At 44.6% G+C, this 21195-nt stretch carries 19 protein-coding genes; 17 read left to right on the top strand and 2 right to left on the bottom strand.

Features of this window, described 5'->3' with window-relative positions; genetic code table 11:
* The first annotated feature begins 211 nt into the window (after positions 1–211).
* Positions 212–1252, top strand: coding sequence for a lactonase family protein (locus tag ACED25_RS11915; protein ID WP_371695333.1), 1041 nt, complete (start codon positions 212–214; stop codon positions 1250–1252).
* Between the two features lie 79 nt (positions 1253–1331).
* Here the strand turns inward: ACED25_RS11915 and ACED25_RS11910 are convergent, their stop codons facing one another.
* On the bottom strand, positions 1332–2507 hold the full coding sequence (locus tag ACED25_RS11910) for a 2-octaprenyl-3-methyl-6-methoxy-1,4-benzoquinol hydroxylase (protein WP_371695332.1): 1176 nt from the start codon (positions 2505–2507) through the stop codon (positions 1332–1334).
* A 308-nt stretch (positions 2508–2815) separates the two neighbouring features.
* Here ACED25_RS11910 and miaB point away from each other — a divergent pair, with 308 nt between their 5' ends.
* The 5 genes from miaB (at position 2816) to lnt (ending at position 8548) form a co-directional block, all read left to right on the top strand.
* Positions 2816–4240 (top strand): tRNA (N6-isopentenyl adenosine(37)-C2)-methylthiotransferase MiaB, encoded by a 1425-nt coding sequence (gene miaB, locus ACED25_RS11905; protein WP_009848484.1) that lies wholly within the window; start codon positions 2816–2818, stop codon positions 4238–4240.
* Between the two features lie 163 nt (positions 4241–4403).
* Positions 4404–5525, top strand: coding sequence for a PhoH family protein (locus ACED25_RS11900; protein ID WP_135385314.1), 1122 nt, complete (start codon positions 4404–4406; stop codon positions 5523–5525).
* The gene (ybeY, locus tag ACED25_RS11895; RefSeq protein WP_371695331.1) at positions 5526–5987 is read left to right on the top strand and encodes an rRNA maturation RNase YbeY; all 462 of its coding nucleotides are present in this window, start codon (positions 5526–5528) and stop codon (positions 5985–5987) included. It abuts the gene before it with no gap.
* Positions 5988–6107: 120 nt separating this feature from the next.
* Positions 6108–6998 carry a CNNM family magnesium/cobalt transport protein CorC gene (corC, locus tag ACED25_RS11890; protein ID WP_012603382.1) on the top strand — a complete coding sequence of 297 codons (891 nt, stop codon included), beginning with the start codon at positions 6108–6110 and terminating at the stop codon, positions 6996–6998.
* A gap of 32 nt (positions 6999–7030) precedes the next feature.
* The gene (gene lnt / locus ACED25_RS11885) at positions 7031–8548 is read left to right on the top strand and encodes an apolipoprotein N-acyltransferase (protein WP_371695330.1); all 1518 of its coding nucleotides are present in this window, start codon (positions 7031–7033) and stop codon (positions 8546–8548) included.
* Between the two features lie 105 nt (positions 8549–8653).
* Here lnt and ACED25_RS11880 read toward each other — a convergent pair whose 3' ends face one another.
* Positions 8654–9124 carry a zinc ribbon-containing protein gene (locus ACED25_RS11880; RefSeq protein ID WP_004735251.1) on the bottom strand — a complete coding sequence of 157 codons (471 nt, stop codon included), beginning with the start codon at positions 9122–9124 and terminating at the stop codon, positions 8654–8656.
* A gap of 263 nt (positions 9125–9387) precedes the next feature.
* Here ACED25_RS11880 and leuS point away from each other — a divergent pair, with 263 nt between their 5' ends.
* From leuS to lipB, 11 genes are all read left to right on the top strand, one after another.
* Positions 9388–11964: a leucine--tRNA ligase gene (gene leuS / locus ACED25_RS11875; RefSeq protein WP_371695329.1), complete on the top strand. Its 2577-nt coding sequence runs from the start codon at positions 9388–9390 to the stop codon at positions 11962–11964.
* 179 nt (positions 11965–12143) lie between these two features.
* Entirely contained in the window at positions 12144–12800 is a 657-nt protein-coding gene (lptE, locus tag ACED25_RS11870) for an LPS assembly lipoprotein LptE (protein WP_371695328.1), read from the top strand.
* 9 nt (positions 12801–12809) lie between these two features.
* The gene (gene holA, locus ACED25_RS11865; RefSeq protein WP_371695327.1) at positions 12810–13835 is read left to right on the top strand and encodes a DNA polymerase III subunit delta; all 1026 of its coding nucleotides are present in this window, start codon (positions 12810–12812) and stop codon (positions 13833–13835) included.
* Positions 13836–13899: 64 nt separating this feature from the next.
* On the top strand, positions 13900–14217 hold the full coding sequence (rsfS, locus tag ACED25_RS11860; RefSeq protein WP_009848475.1) for a ribosome silencing factor: 318 nt from the start codon (positions 13900–13902) through the stop codon (positions 14215–14217).
* Between the two features lie 3 nt (positions 14218–14220).
* On the top strand, positions 14221–14691 hold the full coding sequence (gene rlmH, locus ACED25_RS11855; protein WP_009848474.1) for a 23S rRNA (pseudouridine(1915)-N(3))-methyltransferase RlmH: 471 nt from the start codon (positions 14221–14223) through the stop codon (positions 14689–14691).
* Between the two features lie 6 nt (positions 14692–14697).
* Positions 14698–16590 (top strand): penicillin-binding protein 2, encoded by a 1893-nt coding sequence (gene mrdA, locus ACED25_RS11850; RefSeq protein ID WP_371695326.1) that lies wholly within the window; start codon positions 14698–14700, stop codon positions 16588–16590.
* Entirely contained in the window at positions 16590–17711 is a 1122-nt protein-coding gene (gene rodA, locus ACED25_RS11845; protein ID WP_009848472.1) for a rod shape-determining protein RodA, read from the top strand. The genes mrdA and rodA overlap by 1 nt, the downstream gene beginning before the upstream one ends.
* Before the next feature lie 3 nt (positions 17712–17714).
* Positions 17715–18554: a septal ring lytic transglycosylase RlpA family protein gene (locus ACED25_RS11840; RefSeq protein ID WP_371695325.1), complete on the top strand. Its 840-nt coding sequence runs from the start codon at positions 17715–17717 to the stop codon at positions 18552–18554.
* Positions 18555–18647: 93 nt separating this feature from the next.
* Positions 18648–19829: a serine hydrolase gene (locus tag ACED25_RS11835; protein WP_012603373.1), complete on the top strand. Its 1182-nt coding sequence runs from the start codon at positions 18648–18650 to the stop codon at positions 19827–19829.
* A gap of 232 nt (positions 19830–20061) precedes the next feature.
* The gene (gene ybeD / locus ACED25_RS11830) at positions 20062–20340 is read left to right on the top strand and encodes a DUF493 family protein YbeD (RefSeq protein ID WP_029223108.1); all 279 of its coding nucleotides are present in this window, start codon (positions 20062–20064) and stop codon (positions 20338–20340) included.
* Between the two features lie 195 nt (positions 20341–20535).
* Positions 20536–21195: a lipoyl(octanoyl) transferase LipB gene (lipB, locus tag ACED25_RS11825; protein WP_012603371.1), complete on the top strand. Its 660-nt coding sequence runs from the start codon at positions 20536–20538 to the stop codon at positions 21193–21195.

Genomic DNA, 21195 nt, shown 5'->3' with positions numbered 1-21195 from the left:
ATTTAGGTTCTGGCGCCGAGAGGTGTGAGAGTTCAAGTCTCTCCGACCGCACCATCATTGAATAGAACCCAGCTTTTTAGCTGGGTTTTGTTTTATCTGGAATATGTAAATCTGCAAGCCAAGTCACCAAGTATTCTCTCCTATAACCTCACTTTTACTACAATTTTATTAGACAATGTCTGCTCCATTTCCTAACTGAGTATGACTGCCCATGAAAACCCTCCCTTTAACGATCGGTTGCTACACAGATTCTCCAAGTAATAGCCAAGGTGTATATCAAACTCAGTTAGATCTAGAAACGGGAACGCTGTTGCCTTTAAAGCTTATAGCGGCCTGCACTAATCCCTCGTTTATTACCACGACAAAGTTGGGGGTCTACACAGCTTCTGAAGTTGACCAAAAGATGCAACCACAACTGATTCATATACCGAATTCTGATTCAACAATAGCGTCAAATACTGGGCCAATCTCAGGAGATCACCCTTGTCATATCACGATAGATCCCCACAATAAGTTTGCTATTACATCGCAATATTCATCAGGGACATTCGATATCTTTAGTTTAAGTATCAATGGCAATATCGATAAACGGCTCAAAACAATCAAAATGGTTGGTTCTGGACCTAATGCAGAAAGACAAACTGGCCCACATGCTCATCAAAGCCTTTTCCTAAAGAACTCTCCGCAGTTTGTCACCGTCGATCTCGGAGCCGATCGAATCAACTTCTATTGCTTTGACGAAGAGCAAGAAGAATTCCTTGATGAGCCAATGCAATCTATCAAAGTGCGTACAGGGAATGGACCTCGTCACTTAATCTTTAATCAAGCTGAAGATAGAGCCTATGTGGTGTGTGAGCTCTCTGAAACAATATTGATTTTAGAAAAGTCTTTAGGCATTTGGAATGTAGTGGAAGAGATTGATGCATTGCCTAATATGGAGAAGGGAGAAGCCGCAGCTGCGATTAAGCTATCGCCAGATGAGCAATTCCTTTATGTGTCTTGCCGACATCAATCCAGAATCAGTTGTTTTAGAATAGACTCCGTCACTCAAAAGCTCATTTTTATGGATAGTTACGATGTTGAAGGTAAGTTCCCTCGCGACTTTCATATCACTAATGACGGCCAATGGCTTATCTCCGCTAATCAGCATTCCAACAACCTCACGTCATTCAAACGAAATATTGAGGATGGCTCCCTCATTCATACTGGATGCTCTTTAGCCATTGATGCGCCTGTTTGTGTGACGCAATAGCACTAAGCACTATCACGAGATCAAAAAAGGAGAGCCTCAGCTCTCCTTCTTTTATAATTAGATAATTTGGACTAACCAATCACAACCCTAAAGCGTATTTAAGCACCTGTGATTTAATCGGCCCTGAGTTTTCTGCTAGCTTTAGTGCTGCATTTCGCACAAACTTAAGTGGGCCAATGTCATTGCTAAACGTTTTGTAGAAAAAGTCCATGCCACTTTGCATCATTAGATTGTCACCTCTTCTGATCACTTCATAGCGTCTCGCCACAGATTGATTCAATTCACCTTTCTCTTGGGTGATATCCAATAGTGCTGCCACATCTTTAAAACCCAAGTTAACACCCTGCCCTGCTAGAGGGTTAATCGTATGTGCAGAGTCCCCGACTAAAATACAGTTATTCTTTGAGTATGATTGAGCATGACGTCGTGTCAGAGGAAAAGAACCCGTGTTCAAAACTTTGATATCACCTAACTCTTTAGGAAAGTGAGTAAGTACTTCATTACGTAGTTTTTCAGGGGGCATTGCTGACAGTTGCTTAATACGCAGTGGAGAATCATACCAAACTAACGAGCCCTGTCCGACTTCTTGATCGTCAGAGACTAGAGAACACAAAGGCAAAAATGAACGAGGACCACTTGGTAAAAATTGCTGCCAAGTAATATCTTGCTGAGGCTGTTCTGTTTCTACGTTGATAAGCATGCAGTGCTGTCGGTAATCCCAAGCCGTAATACCAATCCCTGCTTGCTGACGGACGGCTGAATTTGCGCCATCAGCGCCAACCACCCACTTCGCTGACAACTGAGTACCCGACTGAAGCTTGACTATATTGGTCTCACCAAACTCAATCTCATCGAGCTTTTCTGGACATAACAGTTCGAGATTGTCGTAGGCATCAAACTGAGCCCATAAACCCAATTGGATTAATCGATTCTCAACGATATAGCCCAAACGAGGAAGGTCCAGTGATGCTGCATCAAACCGAGTACGACACTCTGGATGTTCCCAAGTTTCCAATCGCTTGTAAGAACAGACGCGCATCGCTGCAATACTTTGCCATGCACCAAGATCTTCAAGCAAATCGACCGATGCTTGAGAAATCGCTGACACACGAATGTCCATCGCTTGCGACTCATCAAAAGCTTGTGGGGCAAAACCTTCGATCACCGCAACACTCAGACCTTGCTTTGCAAAACCGATTGCTGTTGCTGCACCAACCATGCCGCCACCGACGACTACAATATCGTAACTGTTCATATTTTGTACTTATCAGTTTGATTCTTTGACTGTTTTTGATTGTACTTTTTCATAACGAACTTGTAACCAAAAACCTTATTCGAAAGAAGGGTTATCCCTTATGGCATATGGCGTTAACGATAATAAAAACCACTACATAAGAGATTTGTTCAGACTACTAGTCAGTCGGTTTTGAAACCAGTACAATACGCCGCTTGCCGCTAGAGCCTGTCATAAAATTGAATACCGAATTATGACGAACGGAGCTAGCGGATGAATAATGGGCGATTTGCTCCCTTAAATTAAACTAACGATCGAGCGAACATATAATGAGTAAGAAACTGCTAATTAAAACTTGGGGCTGTCAGATGAATGAATATGATTCATCAAAAATGGCCGACCTGCTTAACGCTGCAAATGGCTATGAGCTAACTGAAGTACCTGAGGAAGCAGACGTACTACTATTGAATACTTGTTCTATCCGCGAAAAAGCGCAAGAAAAAGTATTCCACCAGCTTGGTCGTTGGAAAACGCTTAAAGATAAAAAAGAAGGTGTGGTGATCGGTGTGGGTGGCTGTGTAGCGACTCAAGAAGGTGATCACATTCGTCAACGTGCACCTTACGTAGACGTTATCTTTGGCCCACAAACATTACACCGTTTACCAGAGATGATTAAGTCATCACTGTCTAACGAAAAGCCAGTAATGGACATCTCTTTCCCAGAGATCGAAAAGTTCGATAACCTGCCAGAGCCAAAAGCAGACGGCGCAACAGCCTACGTTTCTATCATGGAAGGTTGTTCTAAGTACTGTACTTACTGCGTTGTTCCATATACTCGTGGTGAAGAAGTTAGTCGTCCAATGGATGATGTGCTATTCGAAGTTGCACAACTTGCAGAGCAAGGCGTACGTGAAGTAAACCTGCTAGGCCAAAACGTAAACGCATTCCGAGGCCCTACTCACGAAGGTGACATCTGCACATTTGCAGAGCTCCTTCGCCTAGTTGCGTCTATCGACGGTATCGACCGTATTCGTTTCACAACAAGCCACCCACTTGAGTTTGGTGACGACATCATTGAAGTTTACAAAGATACCCCTGAACTAGTGAGCTTCCTTCACCTACCAGTACAAAGTGGTAGTGACCGTATTCTTACGATGATGAAGCGTCCACATACGGCTATCGAGTATAAATCTATTATCCGTAAACTGCGTAAAGCTCGTCCTGACATTCAAATCAGCTCTGACTTTATTGTTGGTTTCCCTGGTGAGTCTAAGCAAGACTTCCAAGATACAATGAAGCTAATTAAAGAAGTTGATTTCGATATGAGCTTCAGCTTTGTTTTCTCTCCACGTCCAGGTACGCCAGCGGCAGATTACCCATGTGATGTACCTGCACAAGAGAAAAAAGATCGTCTGTACGAACTGCAACAAACAGTAAACACACAAGCTATGCGTTTCTCTCGTCTAATGCTAGGCACAGAGCAGCGTATTCTTGTTGAAGGCCCTTCAAGAAAGAACCTAATGGAGCTTCGTGGCCGTACTGAAAACAGCCGTGTTGTTAACTTCGAAGGTTCAGCTGACCTAATCGGTCAGTTTGTAGATGTGAAGATCACTGAGGTTTACACTAACTCACTACGTGGTGAGCTAGTTCGCACAGAAAAAGACATGGGTCTACGCGTTGTAATGACTCCAGCAGAAATGATGGAAAAAACAAAACGTGAAGACGAGCTAGGTGTAGCGACATTTACGCCATAGGCAATACAACTGTTTGAGCACAAAGCGCAAACACAAAGCTTGAAATTACCTAACTAAGTGACCATCTTAGAAATAGGGATATCACCATCAAAAGCCCGGTCTAAATCGGGCTTTTTGCTCTTTTTTATATTTAAGAGTGAGTGGCACAAAATGAGAGGCTAATTTGAGCAATAAAATCGTTACCTTAGAGATAAATCTAGAGCCAGCAGACAACAAGCGCTTGGCAAGTTTATGCGGACCATTTGACGACAACATCAAGCATCTTGAGCGTCGTCTGGGTGTTGAGATTAATTACCGTAGCAACTTTTTCACGATTGTCGGTAAGCCTCACACTACAGCCGCCGCTTTAGACATCATCAAACACCTCTATGTTGAAACGGCTCCAGTTAAAGGCAACATAATCGATATCGAACCAGAGCAAGTGCATCTGGCGGTCACTGAGTCTGGTATTTTGGAGCAACACGTCGAGTCTGAAATCGACTACGGCAAAGAAGTGACCATTAAGACTAAAAAAGGCGTTATCAAACCTCGCACGCCAAACCAAGCACAATATCTAATGAACATGGTCACTCATGACATCACTTTTGGTATTGGACCTGCTGGTACTGGTAAAACGTACTTAGCTGTTGCGGCTGCGGTTGACGCACTTGAACGTCAAGAAGTTCGTCGAATCCTACTGACTCGTCCTGCTGTTGAAGCTGGTGAGAAGCTTGGTTTCCTACCGGGTGATTTAAGCCAAAAAGTAGACCCATATTTGCGTCCGCTTTACGATGCACTGTTTGAAATGCTTGGCTTTGAGCGAGTTGAGAAGCTGATTGAACGTAACGTGATTGAAGTTGCGCCACTGGCTTACATGCGTGGTCGTACATTGAATGATGCGTTTATCATTCTTGATGAGAGCCAAAACACCACGGTAGAGCAGATGAAAATGTTCTTAACCCGTATCGGTTTTAACTCTCGCGCTGTGATCACAGGTGACATCACTCAAATCGATTTACCTCGTGGTGCAAAATCAGGCCTACGCCACGCAACTGAAGTGCTCAGTGAAGTGGATGATATTAGCTTTAACTTCTTCATGTCTGAAGACGTCGTTCGCCACCCTGTGGTTGCTCGTATCGTCAACGCGTACGAGAAGTGGGAAGCAAAAGACCAGAAAGAGCGCAAAGAGTTTGAACAACGTAAGCGTGAAGAACGCGAGGCCAAGCTTCTTGAGGCTCAACAAGCTGTTACGACACAATTAGCAACACAAAATAGCTCTGTCATTGCAGAACAAGGTGATAAATAGATGTCTATTGAACTAGACCTGCAATTAGCAGTCGAAAATGAGCAAGGTCTTCCAACTGAGCAAGATATTCAACTTTGGTTAGACAAGACAATTCCTCAGTTTCAAAAGAACGCCGAGTTGACGGTTCGTATTGTTGATACACAAGAAAGCCACCAGCTCAATCATGACTATCGTGGAAAAGATAAGCCAACTAACGTGCTGTCTTTCCCATTTGAAACACCACCAGGAGTGGAATTAGATCTACTGGGTGACCTCATTATTTGCCGCCAAGTTGTCGAAAAAGAAGCAGAAGAGCAAAGTAAGCCTCTGCTAGCACACTGGGCTCATATGGTTGTACATGGCAGTCTGCATCTGCTAGGTTATGATCATATCGAAGATGATGAAGCTGAAGAGATGGAGTCACTCGAAACAGAAATCATGCAAACTATGGGGTTTGAAGACCCGTATATTCTAGAAAAGTAAATCGATTCTAGTAAAGTAGGTTGCAGAGAAACAATAACTCATCGAACCTGTGATTTTCGCAGGAATCTGAGTTGTAACGTGTGCTATCACACTTCTGATAGCGTTATTTTTTGAGAAATCATGAACGAAGGTAACCCCCCCACTTCTGAGGGAAGTAAAAAATCTGAAGGTCCGAGTAGAAAGTCCTTCTTTGAACGCCTAGGCCAACTATTTCAAGGTGAAGTTAAAGATCGCCAAGAGCTCGTAGATGTAATCCGCGACTCAGAAATTAATGACCTAATTGACCACGACACGCGCGACATGCTCGAGGGTGTAATGGAAATTTCAGAGATGCGAGTACGCGATATCATGCTGCCTCGCTCTCAAATGGTTACAGTTGAACGCACCGATGATTTAGATACATTGATTGCGCTTATTACTGATGCTCAACACTCTCGCTACCCAGTGATCAGTGAAGATAAAGACCATGTTGAAGGCATTCTATTAGCGAAGGACCTACTTAAGTATTTGGGTTCAGAAAGTGCCCCATTTGATATCGAACAAGTGATTCGCCCAGTCGTGGTTGTTCCTGAAAGTAAGCGTGTTGATCGCCTACTCAAAGAGTTCCAAGAAGAGCGCTACCACATGTCTATCGTTGTCGATGAGTTTGGCGGAGTTTCTGGCCTGGTAACCATTGAAGATATCCTCGAAGAAATCGTTGGTGAAATTGAAGACGAGTTCGACGATGAAGAAGAGCTAGATATTCGTAAGCTGAGCAAGCATACTTTCTCTGTTAAAGCTTTAACCACTATTGAAGAGTTCAACGATACGTTTAACACTGCCTTTAGTGACGATGAAGTGGATACGGTAGGCGGCATGGTTATGACAGCACTCGGTCACCTGCCAGTTCGTGGCGAAATTGTAGAAATCGAAAACTACCATTTCAAAATTACGTCTGCAGATAACCGTCGTGTGATTCAGCTACAGGTAACGATACCTGACGAACAACCTCTTCCGACTATCGAAGAATAACAACTTCTCTCTAAAGAGATGACAGAAATTAGATGACTAAGACCTTTATTCATCGCCTATTACGGCCGCTAGCGGCCGTTTTTGTTGGCGCTATAACCACCCTTTCATTCGCTCCATACTCTATATGGCCTCTTGCTATTCTCAGCCCAGCTTTGTTGCTGTTACTGATCCACAACCGTTCTCCTAAAAGTGCGCTTTGGATTGGCTACGGATGGGGTTTAGGCCAATTCGCAACAGGTATCAGCTGGGTATACGTCAGCATCGATCATTTTGGCGGCATGCCACTGGCAGCCAACCTGTTTTTAATGGCTTTGCTCATTGGCTACCTAGCGGTTTATTCAGGCCTATTTACCTGGAGCTTAAACAAGTACTTCCCTGCTAATAACCTAAGCCGCTTTTTCCTCGCAGCTCCTGCATTGTGGTTAATCAGTGATTGGCTGCGTGGTTGGGTAATGACGGGCTTTCCTTGGCTTTGGCTTGGCTACAGCCAAATCGATTCTCCACTAGGCTCGTTTGCACCGATTGGCGGCGTCGAGTTAATTACTCTGGCAGTCATTGTCTCTGCATCTGCACTCGCTTATATGGTTATCAATAAAGCATGGAGTGTTGGCATCATCCCTGCGATCGTATTCAGTGCAGGTTTTGGCATTCGAAATATCGATTGGGTGACACCGAACCCTGAAAAAACAACCTCAGTGGTATTGATTCAAGGCAATGTAGATCAAGACAGTAAATGGCTACCAAGCCACCGCTGGCCTACGATGATGAAGTACACCGACCTAAGCAGAGAAAACTGGGATGCTGATATCATCATTTGGCCTGAAGCCGCTATTCCAGCATTCGAAGTTGAGATTCCATCTTTCTTACGTAACTTAGATAGCGCAGCGAAGATGAACAACAGCTCAATCATCACTGGCGTACTCAATCAGTCTGAAGATAAGAAGTACTACAACAGCGTTCTTTCTCTAGGTGTCAATCCATACGGTGAATACAGCTACGATCCAGACGAACGCTACCATAAACATCACCTATTGCCGTTTGGTGAGTTTGTGCCGTTTGAAGATATCTTGCGCCCATTGGCACCGTTCTTCAACTTGCCGATGTCATCATTTAGCCGTGGCGATTTTGTTCAACCAAACATCGTGGCAAATGGCCGTCACTTAGCGCCTGCGTTGTGTTATGAGATCGTCTTTAATGATCAAGTTAGACAAAGCGTGACTGATGAGACGGACTTTATTTTAACACTCTCTAACGATGCGTGGTTTGGTCGTTCGATTGGCCCACTGCAACATATGGAAATCGCACAGATGCGTGCTCTGGAGCTTGGTAAGCCCGTTATTCGCTCGACCAACAATGGTGTAACGGCAGTAACCGATTACAAAGGCAACATCATCAAGCAAATACCTCAGTTTGAAACGGCCGTATTAAAAGCTGATCTCATTTCAACTGATGGGCAAACGCCTTTTCACGCAGTTGGTACTTGGCCACTGTATATCTGGGCGATGCTCAGCTTGGTGATTGGCTGGGTAATTAGAAAGCCAAAGAGCTAGATTCGAAGAAAGTGATTTGAGGGTTGGCTGATTGGGTCAACCCTTTTTTATTACTGCGGTGTAAAGTTGATGGTGCTATAGCTATAGTGTTTACGACTTAAGTGTTTACGGCTTAAGTGCTTTACGGCTAAACCCTGTCGCCCCACATTTGATACATGGAATGATATTGGTCGGGTGGTTGTATTCGGTTTGATGTCCACACTCATCACAGACAAGCGTCCCGAGCCCGATAACCTCATCTGCTTGATACAACCCTTGATGTTCTAAGTCTTGGAACAATTCAACCCATTCCACCTTAGTGCGATCAGTGATGTCCAACAGCCCTTGCCAAATAGAGTCTGTGATCATCAAATAAAATGGACCACCTTTACTCTCTTCATAACTTTCGGAAAACTCTTTTAAGTCCGACTTCACATAGGCCGAGATTAATGAGAGCTCATCTTTGGTCATGTCATTGGCTGCTTTCGCATACTTACCTGACGTTTCGATTTTGTTGTTAAGCTCTTCAGGACTATGCTTCAGCGTTTCTATCACCTCTTCGACGACTTCTTCATAGAGTGCTTTTTTCTTCGGCATAACGACCTCCTTAAGATAACCAACTTTTACGCGGGCAAACGGATGTGCCGCAATGCACTCCCGCTCACAAACAAATGCAATTCATACTCTTAAGTATAGTTGCCCTGCGAAATTCAGTGAAAATTACGCCATCTACTAGGCAGCAACTGCAAGTATGAAGGGTATAACTATTGTTGTACTAGGCTCCTTTAGGTATTCTATGACGATCTGTAAGATTCTGTTCTAACCGAACTCACAAATTCCAAGATAACCGGATACCATCGATGCAAGAACAATATAACCCGCAAGAGATTGAACAAAAGGTTCAACAACACTGGGATGACAGCGAGACTTTCGTTGTAAGTGAAGACCCAAACAAAGAAAAATTCTACTGTCTTTCTATGTTCCCGTACCCAAGTGGCCGACTGCACATGGGTCACGTGCGTAACTACACCATCGGTGATGTGGTATCTCGTTTCCAACGTCTACAAGGCAAAAACGTAATGCAGCCAATCGGTTGGGATGCATTCGGCCTACCAGCAGAAAACGCAGCTGTAAAAAACAACACAGCGCCTGCTCCGTGGACTTACGAAAACATCGAATACATGAAAAACCAGCTTAAACTTTTAGGCTTTGGTTACGACTGGAAACGTGAATTCGCAACATGTACTCCAGAGTACTACCGTTGGGAACAAGAGTTCTTCACTAAGCTTTACGAAAAAGGCCTAGTTTACAAGAAGACTTCTTCTGTTAACTGGTGTCCAAACGACCAAACGGTTCTTGCTAACGAGCAAGTAGAAGACGGTTGCTGCTGGCGTTGTGATACTCCAGTAGAACAAAAGAAGATTCCACAGTGGTTCATTAAGATCACTGAGTACGCTCAAGAGCTACTAGACGATCTAGACAACCTTGAAGGTTGGCCTGAAATGGTTAAGACCATGCAGCGCAACTGGATCGGTCGTTCTGAAGGTGTAGAGCTATCTTTCGCTGTTAACGGTGAAGAAGCGCCACTAGAAGTTTATACAACTCGCCCAGACACACTAATGGGTGTTTCTTATGTTGGTATCGCTGCAGGTCACCCACTTGCAGAGAAAGCGTCTAAGAACAATCCTGAGCTTGCAGCATTCGTTGAAGAGTGTCGTAACACCAAAGTGGCTGAAGCAGAACTAGCAACGATGGAAAAGAAAGGTATGGATACTGGCCTAACGGCTATCCACCCTCTTAACGGTCGTGTTGTTCCTGTTTACGTAGCTAACTTCGTTCTTATGGATTACGGCACAGGTGCTGTAATGGCGGTTCCTGCTCACGATCAGCGTGACTACGAATTCGCAACTAAGTACGGCATCGATATCATCCCAGTAATCAAACCAGAAGATGGTTCAGAGCTAGATGTGTCTGAAGCGGCTTACACTGAGAAAGGTGTACTGTTCGATTCTGGAGAATTCGACGGTCTTGCGTTCCAAGAAGCATTCGATGCAATCGCTGCGAAACTGGAAGCTGAAGGCAAAGGTAAGAAAACAGTAAACTTCCGTCTACGTGACTGGGGTGTATCTCGTCAGCGTTACTGGGGTGCTCCAATCCCAATGGTAACCACTGAAGACGGTGAAGTTCACCCAGTACCAGCAGACCAACTGCCAGTCATTCTTCCAGAAGACGTGGTAATGGATGGCGTTACTAGCCCAATCAAAGCTGACAAATCTTGGGCTGAAACAACATTCAATGGCGAACCTGCTCTTCGTGAGACTGATACGTTCGATACGTTCATGGAGTCTTCATGGTACTACGCACGTTACTGTTCACCACAAGCTGACGATATTCTAGATCCAGAGAAAGCAAACTACTGGTTGCCAGTTGACCAATACGTTGGTGGTATCGAGCACGCATGTATGCACCTGCTTTACTCTCGCTTCTTCCACAAGCTTCTTCGTGATGCGGGTTACGTGACATCTGATGAACCGTTCAAGCAACTTCTATGTCAAGGCATGGTTCTAGCTGACGCGTTCTACCACACGAACGAGAAAGGCACGAAAGAGTGGATTGCTCCAACTGACGTGACTATCGACCGTGACGCGAAAGGCCGCATTGAAAAAGCTGTCGACAACCAAGGCCGCAACGTTGAGCACTCAGGCATGATCAAAATGTCTAAGTCTAAGAACAACGGTATCGACCCACAAGAGATGGTAGACAAGTACGGCGCTGATACAGTACGTCTATTCATGATGTTTGCATCGCCTGCAGACATGACGCTTGAGTGGCAAGAGTCTGGCGTTGAAGGGGCAAACCGTTTCCTTAAGCGTGTTTGGAAACTGGTTCACGCTCACTCTTCTAAAGGTGCAGCTGAAATTGTTGATGCTTCTGCTCTATCTGGTGACCAGAAAGCACTTCGTCGTGATATCCACAAAACTATCGCGAAAGTAACGGACGATATCGGCCGTCGCCAAACGTTCAACACAGCAATCGCTGCGATCATGGAACTGATGAATAAGCTCGCGAAAGCACCTCAAGAATCTGTACAAGATCGTGCAATCCTTGATGAAGCGCTAAAAGCAGTTGTACGTATGCTTTACCCTATGACGCCACACATCTCTTACGAAATGTGGATTGCGCTTGGTGAATCAAACGTAGACTCAGCAACATGGCCAACGTTTGACGAGAAAGCGCTAGTTGAAGACGAGAAGACTATCGTGGTAATGATCAACGGTAAGCTACGAGCAAAACTAACGGTTGCTGCTGACGCGACAGAAGAGCAAGTTCGTGAACTTGGTCTAAACGATGAGAACGCTAAGAAATTCCTAGATGGCTTAACTATCCGTAAAGTTATCTTCGTACCTGGTAAGCTTCTAAACATCGTTGCTAACTAATTTCGTTAGCACAGTGCAATTACTGAAGAATTAACGAACTTAATTCATCAAAAGCAGTCTGTAGACAGGGTAGCTAATAGCCCTGTCTACTTATTTAAGCGCTTTAGACTTGAGCCTAACAACTCAAACGAACTAAAGCCTTTAAATAAGTATTCTACCTTCATGAGAGCCATAAAATAATGCGCCTGAATTTACTATCTTCATTGAAAGTTACTATTGTTGTTTTAACCGTTAGCCTGCTAAGTGCCTGTGGTTTCCACCTACGTGGTGATTACTCCGTACCAGAAGAGCTCAACAAGATCTCTGTGACCAGTTACGACCAATACAGTACGTTTACACGTATGATGAAAAGCCAGCTGCGTATGAATGATGTAGAAATTGTGCCACCTGCTGAGAACACACCTAACCTGCACATCATTAGCGAAGGCGTCGGTGAGCGTACCCTGTCTCTTTACCAAAATACTCGAGCGGCAGAAAAAGAGCTGACGCTCAATGCATCATATCGTGTGACGATACCAGAGCTAGGCGACAAAACCTTCTCAACCAGCGTAACCCGCAGCTATTTAGACAACCCACTAACGGCACTCGCAAAATCGGTTGAGCGTGACATGATCGAAGACGAAATGCGCAAGCTTGCAACAAGCCAAATCCTTCGTCAAATGGCCCGACTGAAAGCGACTATTGCCGCAGGAAATATGAACCTAGAAGAGCTTGAACAGGTTCAAGTAAAAGAGCTAGAAAAACAGTACAACATCAAAAACATCGAAATTGACGATGTTGAGGTCGACGCAAGTGCAGTACCTGATGCTGAGCCTAGCGTAACTGTCGAGCAATAGGTTTATTTAATGCGTATTTTTGCTGATCGTTTATCTGAGCAACTTGCTAAGCAGTTAAGCAACGTTTACCTAATTTTTGGTAACGAACCTTTACTGCTGCAGGAAAGCCGAGAAGCGATTCAAAAGACAGCCAAAGAGCAAGGCTTCGAAGAACGCCACCGCTTTGCTATTGATAGCAGTCTCGACTGGAATCAAGTCTACGACTGCACTCAAGCATTGAGCCTATTCTCTAGTCGTCAGCTCATCGAACTTGAATTGCCAGAGTCCGGGGTCAATGCCGCAATAGCAAAAGAGCTGCTCGCAATTTCAGAGCATATTCATAGCGACATCTTGTTGATCTTGGTGGGTACCAAGCTCACTAAAGCTCAAGAAAGCGCTAAGTGGTTTAAAGCACTCTCGAATCAAGGCCACTGGATCAGCTGCCTAACCCCAGACGTTAGCCGATTACCTCAGTTTGTTCAAACACGCTGTCGTCAGATCGGCTTATCACCGGATCCTGAAGCGATACAAATGTTGGCGCAATGGCATGAGGGTAATCTATTTGCGCTCACCCAAAGCCTAGAAAAACTGGCTCTCCAATACCCAGATGGAAAGCTCACATTAGTACGTTTAGAAGAATCGCTGAGTCGACACAACCACTTTACGCCATTCCATTGGAGTGATGCGTTATTAGCAGGCAAAGGCAATCGTGCACAGCGAATCCTGCGTCAGTTAGAAGCCGAAGGTGTCGAACCCGTTATCTTATTGCGCAGCATACAACGTGAGCTTGCTCTGCTATTACAAATGCAGCAACAAATGAAGCAGATCCCAATCGCGCAGGTATTTGAAAAGCACCGTGTCTGGCAATCCAAAAAACCTCTTTATAACGCTGCGCTAACAAGAGTTTCGATATCTCAATTACACTCCCTGTTTGCGCTACTCACTCAAGTAGAATTGATGACAAAAACGCAATATGAACAGTCGCCTTGGCCACTAATTCATCAGTTAAGCGTAGAGTTTTGTATCCCTTCAGCTTCAATCCCATTTCACGCATAAAAGCGTGGTATATTCTAGGGTCAACAGACCCTAAAAAGCTAAACTCAGATTAAAGGAACACCCCGTGTTACGTGAAGAACTAAAAGATTTTCTTGCAGACAAAGCCGACGACATGAAAGCAGAGTCGATTGTGACTATCGATGTAGAAGGCAAATCAAGTGTTACTGACTACATGATTGTTTGTACTGGTACATCTAAGCGCCATGTTGCCTCTATTGCACAGCATGTTGCTGATGAAGTGCGCAAGGCTGGCATGAATCCCCTTGGCATGGACGGCCAAAAAGAAGGTGAATGGGTTGTTCTAGACATGGGCACAAGCATGCTTCACGTTATGCAAGAAGAGCATCGTGAGCTGTACCAACTAGAAAAACTTTGGGGCTAAGCTTTGAAGATCCAGTTAATCGCAGTTGGTACAAAAATGCCAAAGTGGGTTGAAGAAGGCTTTAAAGAATATAAACGCCGCTTCCCTCATGATATGCCATTAGAACTCATTGAAATCACTGCGGGAAAACGCGGTAAAAATGCCGATATTGCACGTATTCTTCAAAAAGAAGGCGAAGCAATGTTAGCTGCAGTTCCAAAAGGTAACCGCATTGTCACACTCGATATCCCAGGTAAAAAGTGGGATACGCCTCAACTCGCAGAGCAATTGGAAAGTTGGAAGCTGGATGGCCGTGACGTTTCTATCCTTATTGGCGGGCCCGAAGGATTAGCACCAGCATGTAAAGCGGCAGCAGACCAAAGCTGGTCTCTATCAGCACTTACTCTCCCTCACCCATTAGTACGCGTTATCATGGCTGAAAGCTTATATCGAGCTTGGAGCGTCACTGCTAACCACCCTTATCATCGAGAATAAGCGTTAATGTTACGTAAACGTAGCCAAATTCGTGATTACAAAGCAGAAGCACGACTATTTACTAGTCGTGCTTTTGTTGCGTTTGCAGGGATTATAGTGATGATGAGCTTGCTGGTTGTGAACCTTTACAACATCCAAGTTAATCAATATCAGGACTATAAAACCCGCTCCAACGACAACCGCATCAAGGTCGTTCCAATCGCACCCAATCGTGGTTTAATTTACGACCGCAACGGTGTACTTCTTGCGGAAAACCGGCCCGTTTTTAATCTGGAGATCACCCCAGAAAAAGTCAAAAACATGGAAGATACGCTTGTTCGTTTACAAGCGTTAATCGACATACCACCGGAGCGTATCGAACGTTTTAATCGTGATCGTCGTAATTCACGTCGCTTCAAATCAGTACCTATTCTTAATCAGCTTACCGAAGAACAAGTGGCGGTCTTTTCTGTAAATCAACATAAGTTCCCAGGCGTTGAAGTGACAGGGACGCTAAAACGTTTCTACCCTTATGGTGATGTGTTAACTCACGTGATTGGCTACGTATCTCGCATCAACGACCGCGATATGCAGCGCTTGGTTCGTGAAGAGAAAGACGCTAATTATCAAGCCACTCGCGACATCGGTAAACTTGGTATTGAGCGCTACTACGAAGACATGCTACACGGCACCGCAGGCTATCAAGAAGTCGAAGTAAACAGCCGTGGACGAGTGATCCGCACTCTTAAATTTGTGCCTTCAGTACCGGGTAAAGATATCGTGCTCAATCTCGATATCAAACTGCAGCTATACGTACATAAGTTACTTGATGGCCGCCGTGGTTCAGCCGTGGTTCTCGACCCGAAAGACAATGGCGTATTAGCCATGGTTTCCAGCCCAAGCTACGACCCAAATGCCTTTGTGCATGGTATTTCCTCGAAAGGTTATAATGCCCTGCTTCAAGACAAAGACCGACCTTTAGTTAACCGTGCAACGCTAGGAATTTATCCGCCAGCATCGACGATCAAACCCTTCATTGCCGTCGCAGCTCTGCAAGAAGGCGTAATTACTCCGAACACGACGCGTAATGACCCGGGCTATTGGAAGATTCCAAACTCGAAAACGAAGCCGTTCCGCGATTGGTTGCGTTGGGGACACGGTGTCGTTGACATAGAGAAAGCCATTGAAGAATCGGTTGATACCTTCTTCTACCAAATTTCATTTGATTTAGGCATCGACCGCTTATCTAAATGGATGATGTTGTTCGGTTTTGGTGATTACACTGGCATCGACATTTACGAAGAAAGCAAAGCGAATATGCCCACTCGCGAATGGAAAATGGCCAGACACCGTGTACCTTGGTATCAAGGTGACACCATCCCTGTCGGTATTGGCCAGGGCTACTGGACTGCAACACCAATGCAGATTGCAAAAGCGACTTCAGTATTGGTCAATGAAGGAGAGGTAACCGCTCCCCATTTACTACGCGCGACAATTGAGAACGGTCAACCGTTCGATGAACAAACGATATCTGAAATCGAAACGTACCCTCCGGTAACTGGTGTTAAGCAGAGATACTGGGATATCGCGCAAGAAGGCATGAGATTGGTAAACCACGGAAAGAAAGGCACAGCAAGACGCTCATTCCAAAAAATGTCTTATCAAACAGCTGGTAAATCAGGTACTGCACAAGTATTCGGTCTAAAAGAAGATGAAGAATACAACGCAGATGAAATCGCAGAACATTTACGCGATCATGCCCTCTTCACCGGTTATGCGCCTTTTGAAGATCCTGAAGCGGTCGTAACTATCGTTTTGGAGAATGCTGGTGGTGGTTCATCAAATGGTGGCCCAGTTGTAAGAAGAATTTTAGACCATATTATTCTTGCAGAAGATTATGAAAGTGAGCCAATAAAATAATGAAACTTGATCCTTCAACTGGACGAAATAGAGCCCTATTTGAACGGCTGCATATCGACCTGCCGCTATTGCTTGGCATTCTGGTTTTAATGGGCTTTGCCCTATTGATCATGTACAGCGCAAGCGGACAGAGCCTTGCGATGATGGATCGCCAAGCGATGCGTATGGTGCTGTCTTTGGGTGTGATGATCTTTTTAGCGCAAATCTCACCTCGTACTTATGAGACCTTGGCTCCACTACTGTTTGCGGGCGGCGTTATTCTACTACTCGGAGTGTTGTTCTTTGGCGAGGCCTCTAAAGGTGCACAGCGCTGGTTAAACTTCGGCTTTATTCGATTCCAACCCTCAGAACTATTGAAGCTTGCAGTACCTTTGATGCTAGCTCGATTTATTGGTAAGCGCTCACTGCCACCCACTTTCCAAACCTTGGCTATCTCATTAGTGATGGTGTTTGTACCTACAATCCTTATCGCTAAACAGCCAGATTTAGGCACATCGATACTCATCGCAGCATCCGGTATCTTCGTGATATTCCTGGCAGGTATTAGTTGGAAGATCATTGCTAGTGCCGCGATTGCACTGGGTGGGTTTATTCCAATCTTATGGTTCTTCTTGATGCGTGAATATCAAAAAGTTCGTGTAAGAACCCTTTTTGACCCTGAATCAGATCCATTAGGTGCAGGCTATCACATCATCCAAAGTAAGATTGCAATTGGCTCTGGTGGTATATCAGGAAAAGGTTGGCTGCAAGGTACCCAATCTCAACTAGAGTTCATTCCAGAGCGCCATACCGACTTTATTTTTGCGGTCATCGCAGAAGAGTGGGGCATGATTGGTATTTTGTTTTTGCTCGCTATCTACCTGTTCATTATTGGCCGTGGCTTAGTGCTTGCAAGCCAAGCTCAAACAGCATTTGGGCGAATGATGGGCGGCAGTATCGTACTGAGTTTCTTCGTCTATATTTTCGTAAACATTGGTATGGTAAGCGGCATTCTACCTGTGGTGGGTGTCCCTCTACCTCTGGTCAGCTATGGCGGTACCTCTATGGTTACCCTTATGGCTGGTTTCGGTATTTTAATGTCAATCCATACACACAGAAAAGCATTCTCAAAGGCGACCTAATTGATGTCTGTTAAAGTAACTCCTATAAAAACATCTTTGGTTAATGAGCTGCCAATAAAAAAACTAGTATCTATAGTGAGCCTAGCCGTTGTTATAAACGGTTGTTCTTCGACAGAACCAACAGGACGCTACGATATAGATTCAGACATTGCACCAGACGCACCGATCTCAGTAGAGCATCTCGAGGATGCTCACCCTCAGTATGAACCTTATAGTTTAGGTGGTAACACGGATTACACTTTGCGTGGCGAAGACTACAAAATCGTAAAGAAGACAGAAGGGTTTACTGAGAAAGGCAAAGCCTCTTGGTACGGTAAGAAATTTCATGGTCATTTAACGTCGAATGGCGAGATCTACGACATGTATTCGATGTCTGCGGCACACAAAACATTGCCGATTCCGAGCTATGTAAAAGTGACGAATACCGACAATGACAAAACGACGATTGTGCGCATCAATGACCGAGGCCCATTTCATGAAGGGCGAATCATTGACCTTAGTTATGCCGCGGCATACAAACTCGATGTATTGAGAACAGGCACGGCAAATGTTGAGATAGAAGTCATCACTGTGGCTATGCCAACCGACGCAAATAAAAAGGCGGCTTTACCTCAATTTATTATTCAAGTAGCCACTTCTCCACATAAAGATAGAACCGAGAAGTTAGCCAAAGATCTAGGCGAAAAGTTAGCTGTAGCAACGTTCTTGCAGCCAAATGATGATAACTACCGCCTGATGCTCGGCCCATTTCATGACTATGCTCTGACTCAAGAAAAATTAGAACAAGTTAAGCTAATGGGTTACCCGTCAGCTTATATAAAAAAACACACGCTAACTCGCTAATTTATCTAACAGTTACTTCTGGTAATCAGCGCTCTGGTGTGACAGAGTGATTCTGTTAATATATGAATAGTTCACCTAATAATTGCATTCAAAATGATTAAATCTAATAAACTTGTTAAATCGATTTTTGCTACTTCAGTTGCACTTTCTGCAACGATAGCAACATCGTCATTCGCCGCTCCTATTATTGTTCCTGACGCTCCTCAAATCGCTGCTAAGGGATTTGTTCTGATGGATTACCATTCAGGCAAAGTACTCGCAGAGAAAGAGATGAACACTCAACTTTCTCCAGCAAGTTTAACCAAGATGATGACGAGCTACGTAGTCGGCCAAGAGCTAGAGCGTGGCAACATCAACCTAAACGACGATGTTGTTATCAGTGAAAATGCTTGGGCTAAAAACTTCCCTGATTCATCTAAGATGTTCATTGAAGTTGGTACAACCGTTAAAGTTGAAGAGCTGAACCGCGGTATCATTATTCAATCAGGTAACGATGCTTGTGTTGCGATGGCTGAACATATTGCCGGCTCTGAAGATGCATTTGTTGACTTAATGAACGCATGGGCGAGCTCTATCGGCATGAAAGACACGCACTTTGCTAACGTGCACGGTCTAGACAACCCTAACCTTTACTCAACGCCTTACGATATGGCGCTACTAGGTCAGGCGCTGATTCGCGACGTTCCTGATGAGTACCGTATCTACTCACAAAAGAAATTCACTTACAACGGCATCACCCAGTACAACCGCAACGGTCTGTTATGGGATAAGAGCATGAACGTTGATGGCATTAAAACGGGCCACACAAGCAATGCAGGTTACAGCCTAGTAAGCTCAGCAACCGAAGGTAAAATGCGCCTAGTTGCTGTTGTTATGGGCACCAAGAATGCTAACGCTCGTAAAACAGAAAGCAAAAAACTGCTTAGCTACGGCTTCCGCTTCTTCGAAACAGTGGCACCACACACCGCTGGCGAGACCTTCGTAGAAGAGAAGATCTGGATGGGTAGCAAGGACACGGTTGCACTAGGTGTCGACGAAGATACGTTCGTTACTCTGCCTCGTGGCCAAGCTAAGAACCTGAAGGCAAGCTTCGTTCTTGAGAAAGAGCTAGAAGCACCAATCAGCAAAGGCGACGTTGTGGGCAAACTATTCTACCAAGTCGACGGTGAAGACGTTGCTGAATACCCACTACTTGCACTTGAAGATGTAGACCAAGGCAGCCTATTTAGCCGCCTGTGGGATTACCTAGTACTGCTGTTTAAAGGTTTGTTCTAAACCAGTCAACAGTTTGTTCTACGTAAAATCTAAGCTTGCTGTATAGCTAACCTAATGAGTAGGTTCATGATTTGCTCATTAGCGAAACAAAAGCCGCCATGTGCGGCTTTTGTTGATCTTGAGTTCGGTGATATTTACACGTAATATTCCGCCTTATTACTCGTGTCTGTTGACCGAACACGCTTTTTATCGACATTTCGCCAATTTGCGAGAGTCTAGCCTTTTGGAGCTAATCATGAACATCAATTCTGATGCAAAACTAAAAGACCTCTTAGAGTTCCCTTGTTCATTCACTTACAAAGTTATGGGCTACGCTAAGCCAGAACTTACAGAACTAGTGCTAGAAGTGATCCAGCGTCATGCTCCTGGTGACTACAGCCCAACTCTAAAACCGAGTGCGAAAGGTAACTACCACTCTGTTTCTATCAATATTACTGCGACTTCAATTGAGCAAGTAGAAACGCTATATAAAGAACTGGGCGAAATCGAAATCGTTCGTATGGTTCTGTAACTTTCGATTACGCATGAAAAACAGCGGCTTATTGCCGCTGTTTTTGTTTGAAACCCTCGCTCCCCTTCCAAAGCACTCAACTTAATTTTCAATAAATACAAAGAAAGTTGAAAAACCTTGCTGTCCGTCTGTAGTTAGAAACCTGTTTCGCGTTTATAATGCGCTCACTTTATTAATCCTTGAGGAAGTGCCGCTTTGCAAAATAAGCTAATCGTAAAAAAATTAGGTCGTCAGGATTACGAACCTGTATGGAAAGCCATGCATAAGTTCACAGACGAACGCACGGATGAAGACGTAGACCAAATTTGGTTGGTTGAACACAACCCAGTTTTCACTCAAGGACAAGCAGGTAAAGCTGAGCATGTATTAAATGCTGGTGATATCCCTGTGATACAAAGCGATCGCGGTGGCCAAGTGACGTACCACGGGCCCGGTCAGTTAGTCGCTTACTTCCTGATAAACATCCGCCGCAAGAAATTCGGAGTGCGTGATTTGGTTACTCATATTGAGAACCTCGTAATCAATACTCTGAAAGCTTACAATATAGATTCAACTGCCCGACCTGACGCTCCTGGTGTTTATGTCGATGGCAAGAAAATCTGTTCACTCGGATTACGAATTCGACGCGGCTGCTCGTTCCACGGGCTAGCACTCAACGTCGATATGGACTTGTCTCCATTCCAACGTATTAACCCATGTGGTTACCAAGGAATGGAAATGGCGCAAGTAAGCCAACTCGGCGGTCCAAGTGAACTAGAAAACGTTGAGCAACAGTTAATACAAGAGCTCGTAGAACTACTCGGCTATGACCAAGTAGACATTCAAGCCACCAGTAACATTACAGCAGAAGCATAA

The sequence above is a fragment of the Vibrio sp. 1F263 genome (assembly GCF_041439035.1).
In the GTDB taxonomy this organism is placed as follows: Bacteria; Pseudomonadota; Gammaproteobacteria; order Enterobacterales; family Vibrionaceae; genus Vibrio; species Vibrio tasmaniensis_A.
The sequence above is the reverse complement of the archived record's forward strand: the minus strand, read 5'-3'. Positions and strand labels throughout refer to the sequence as shown.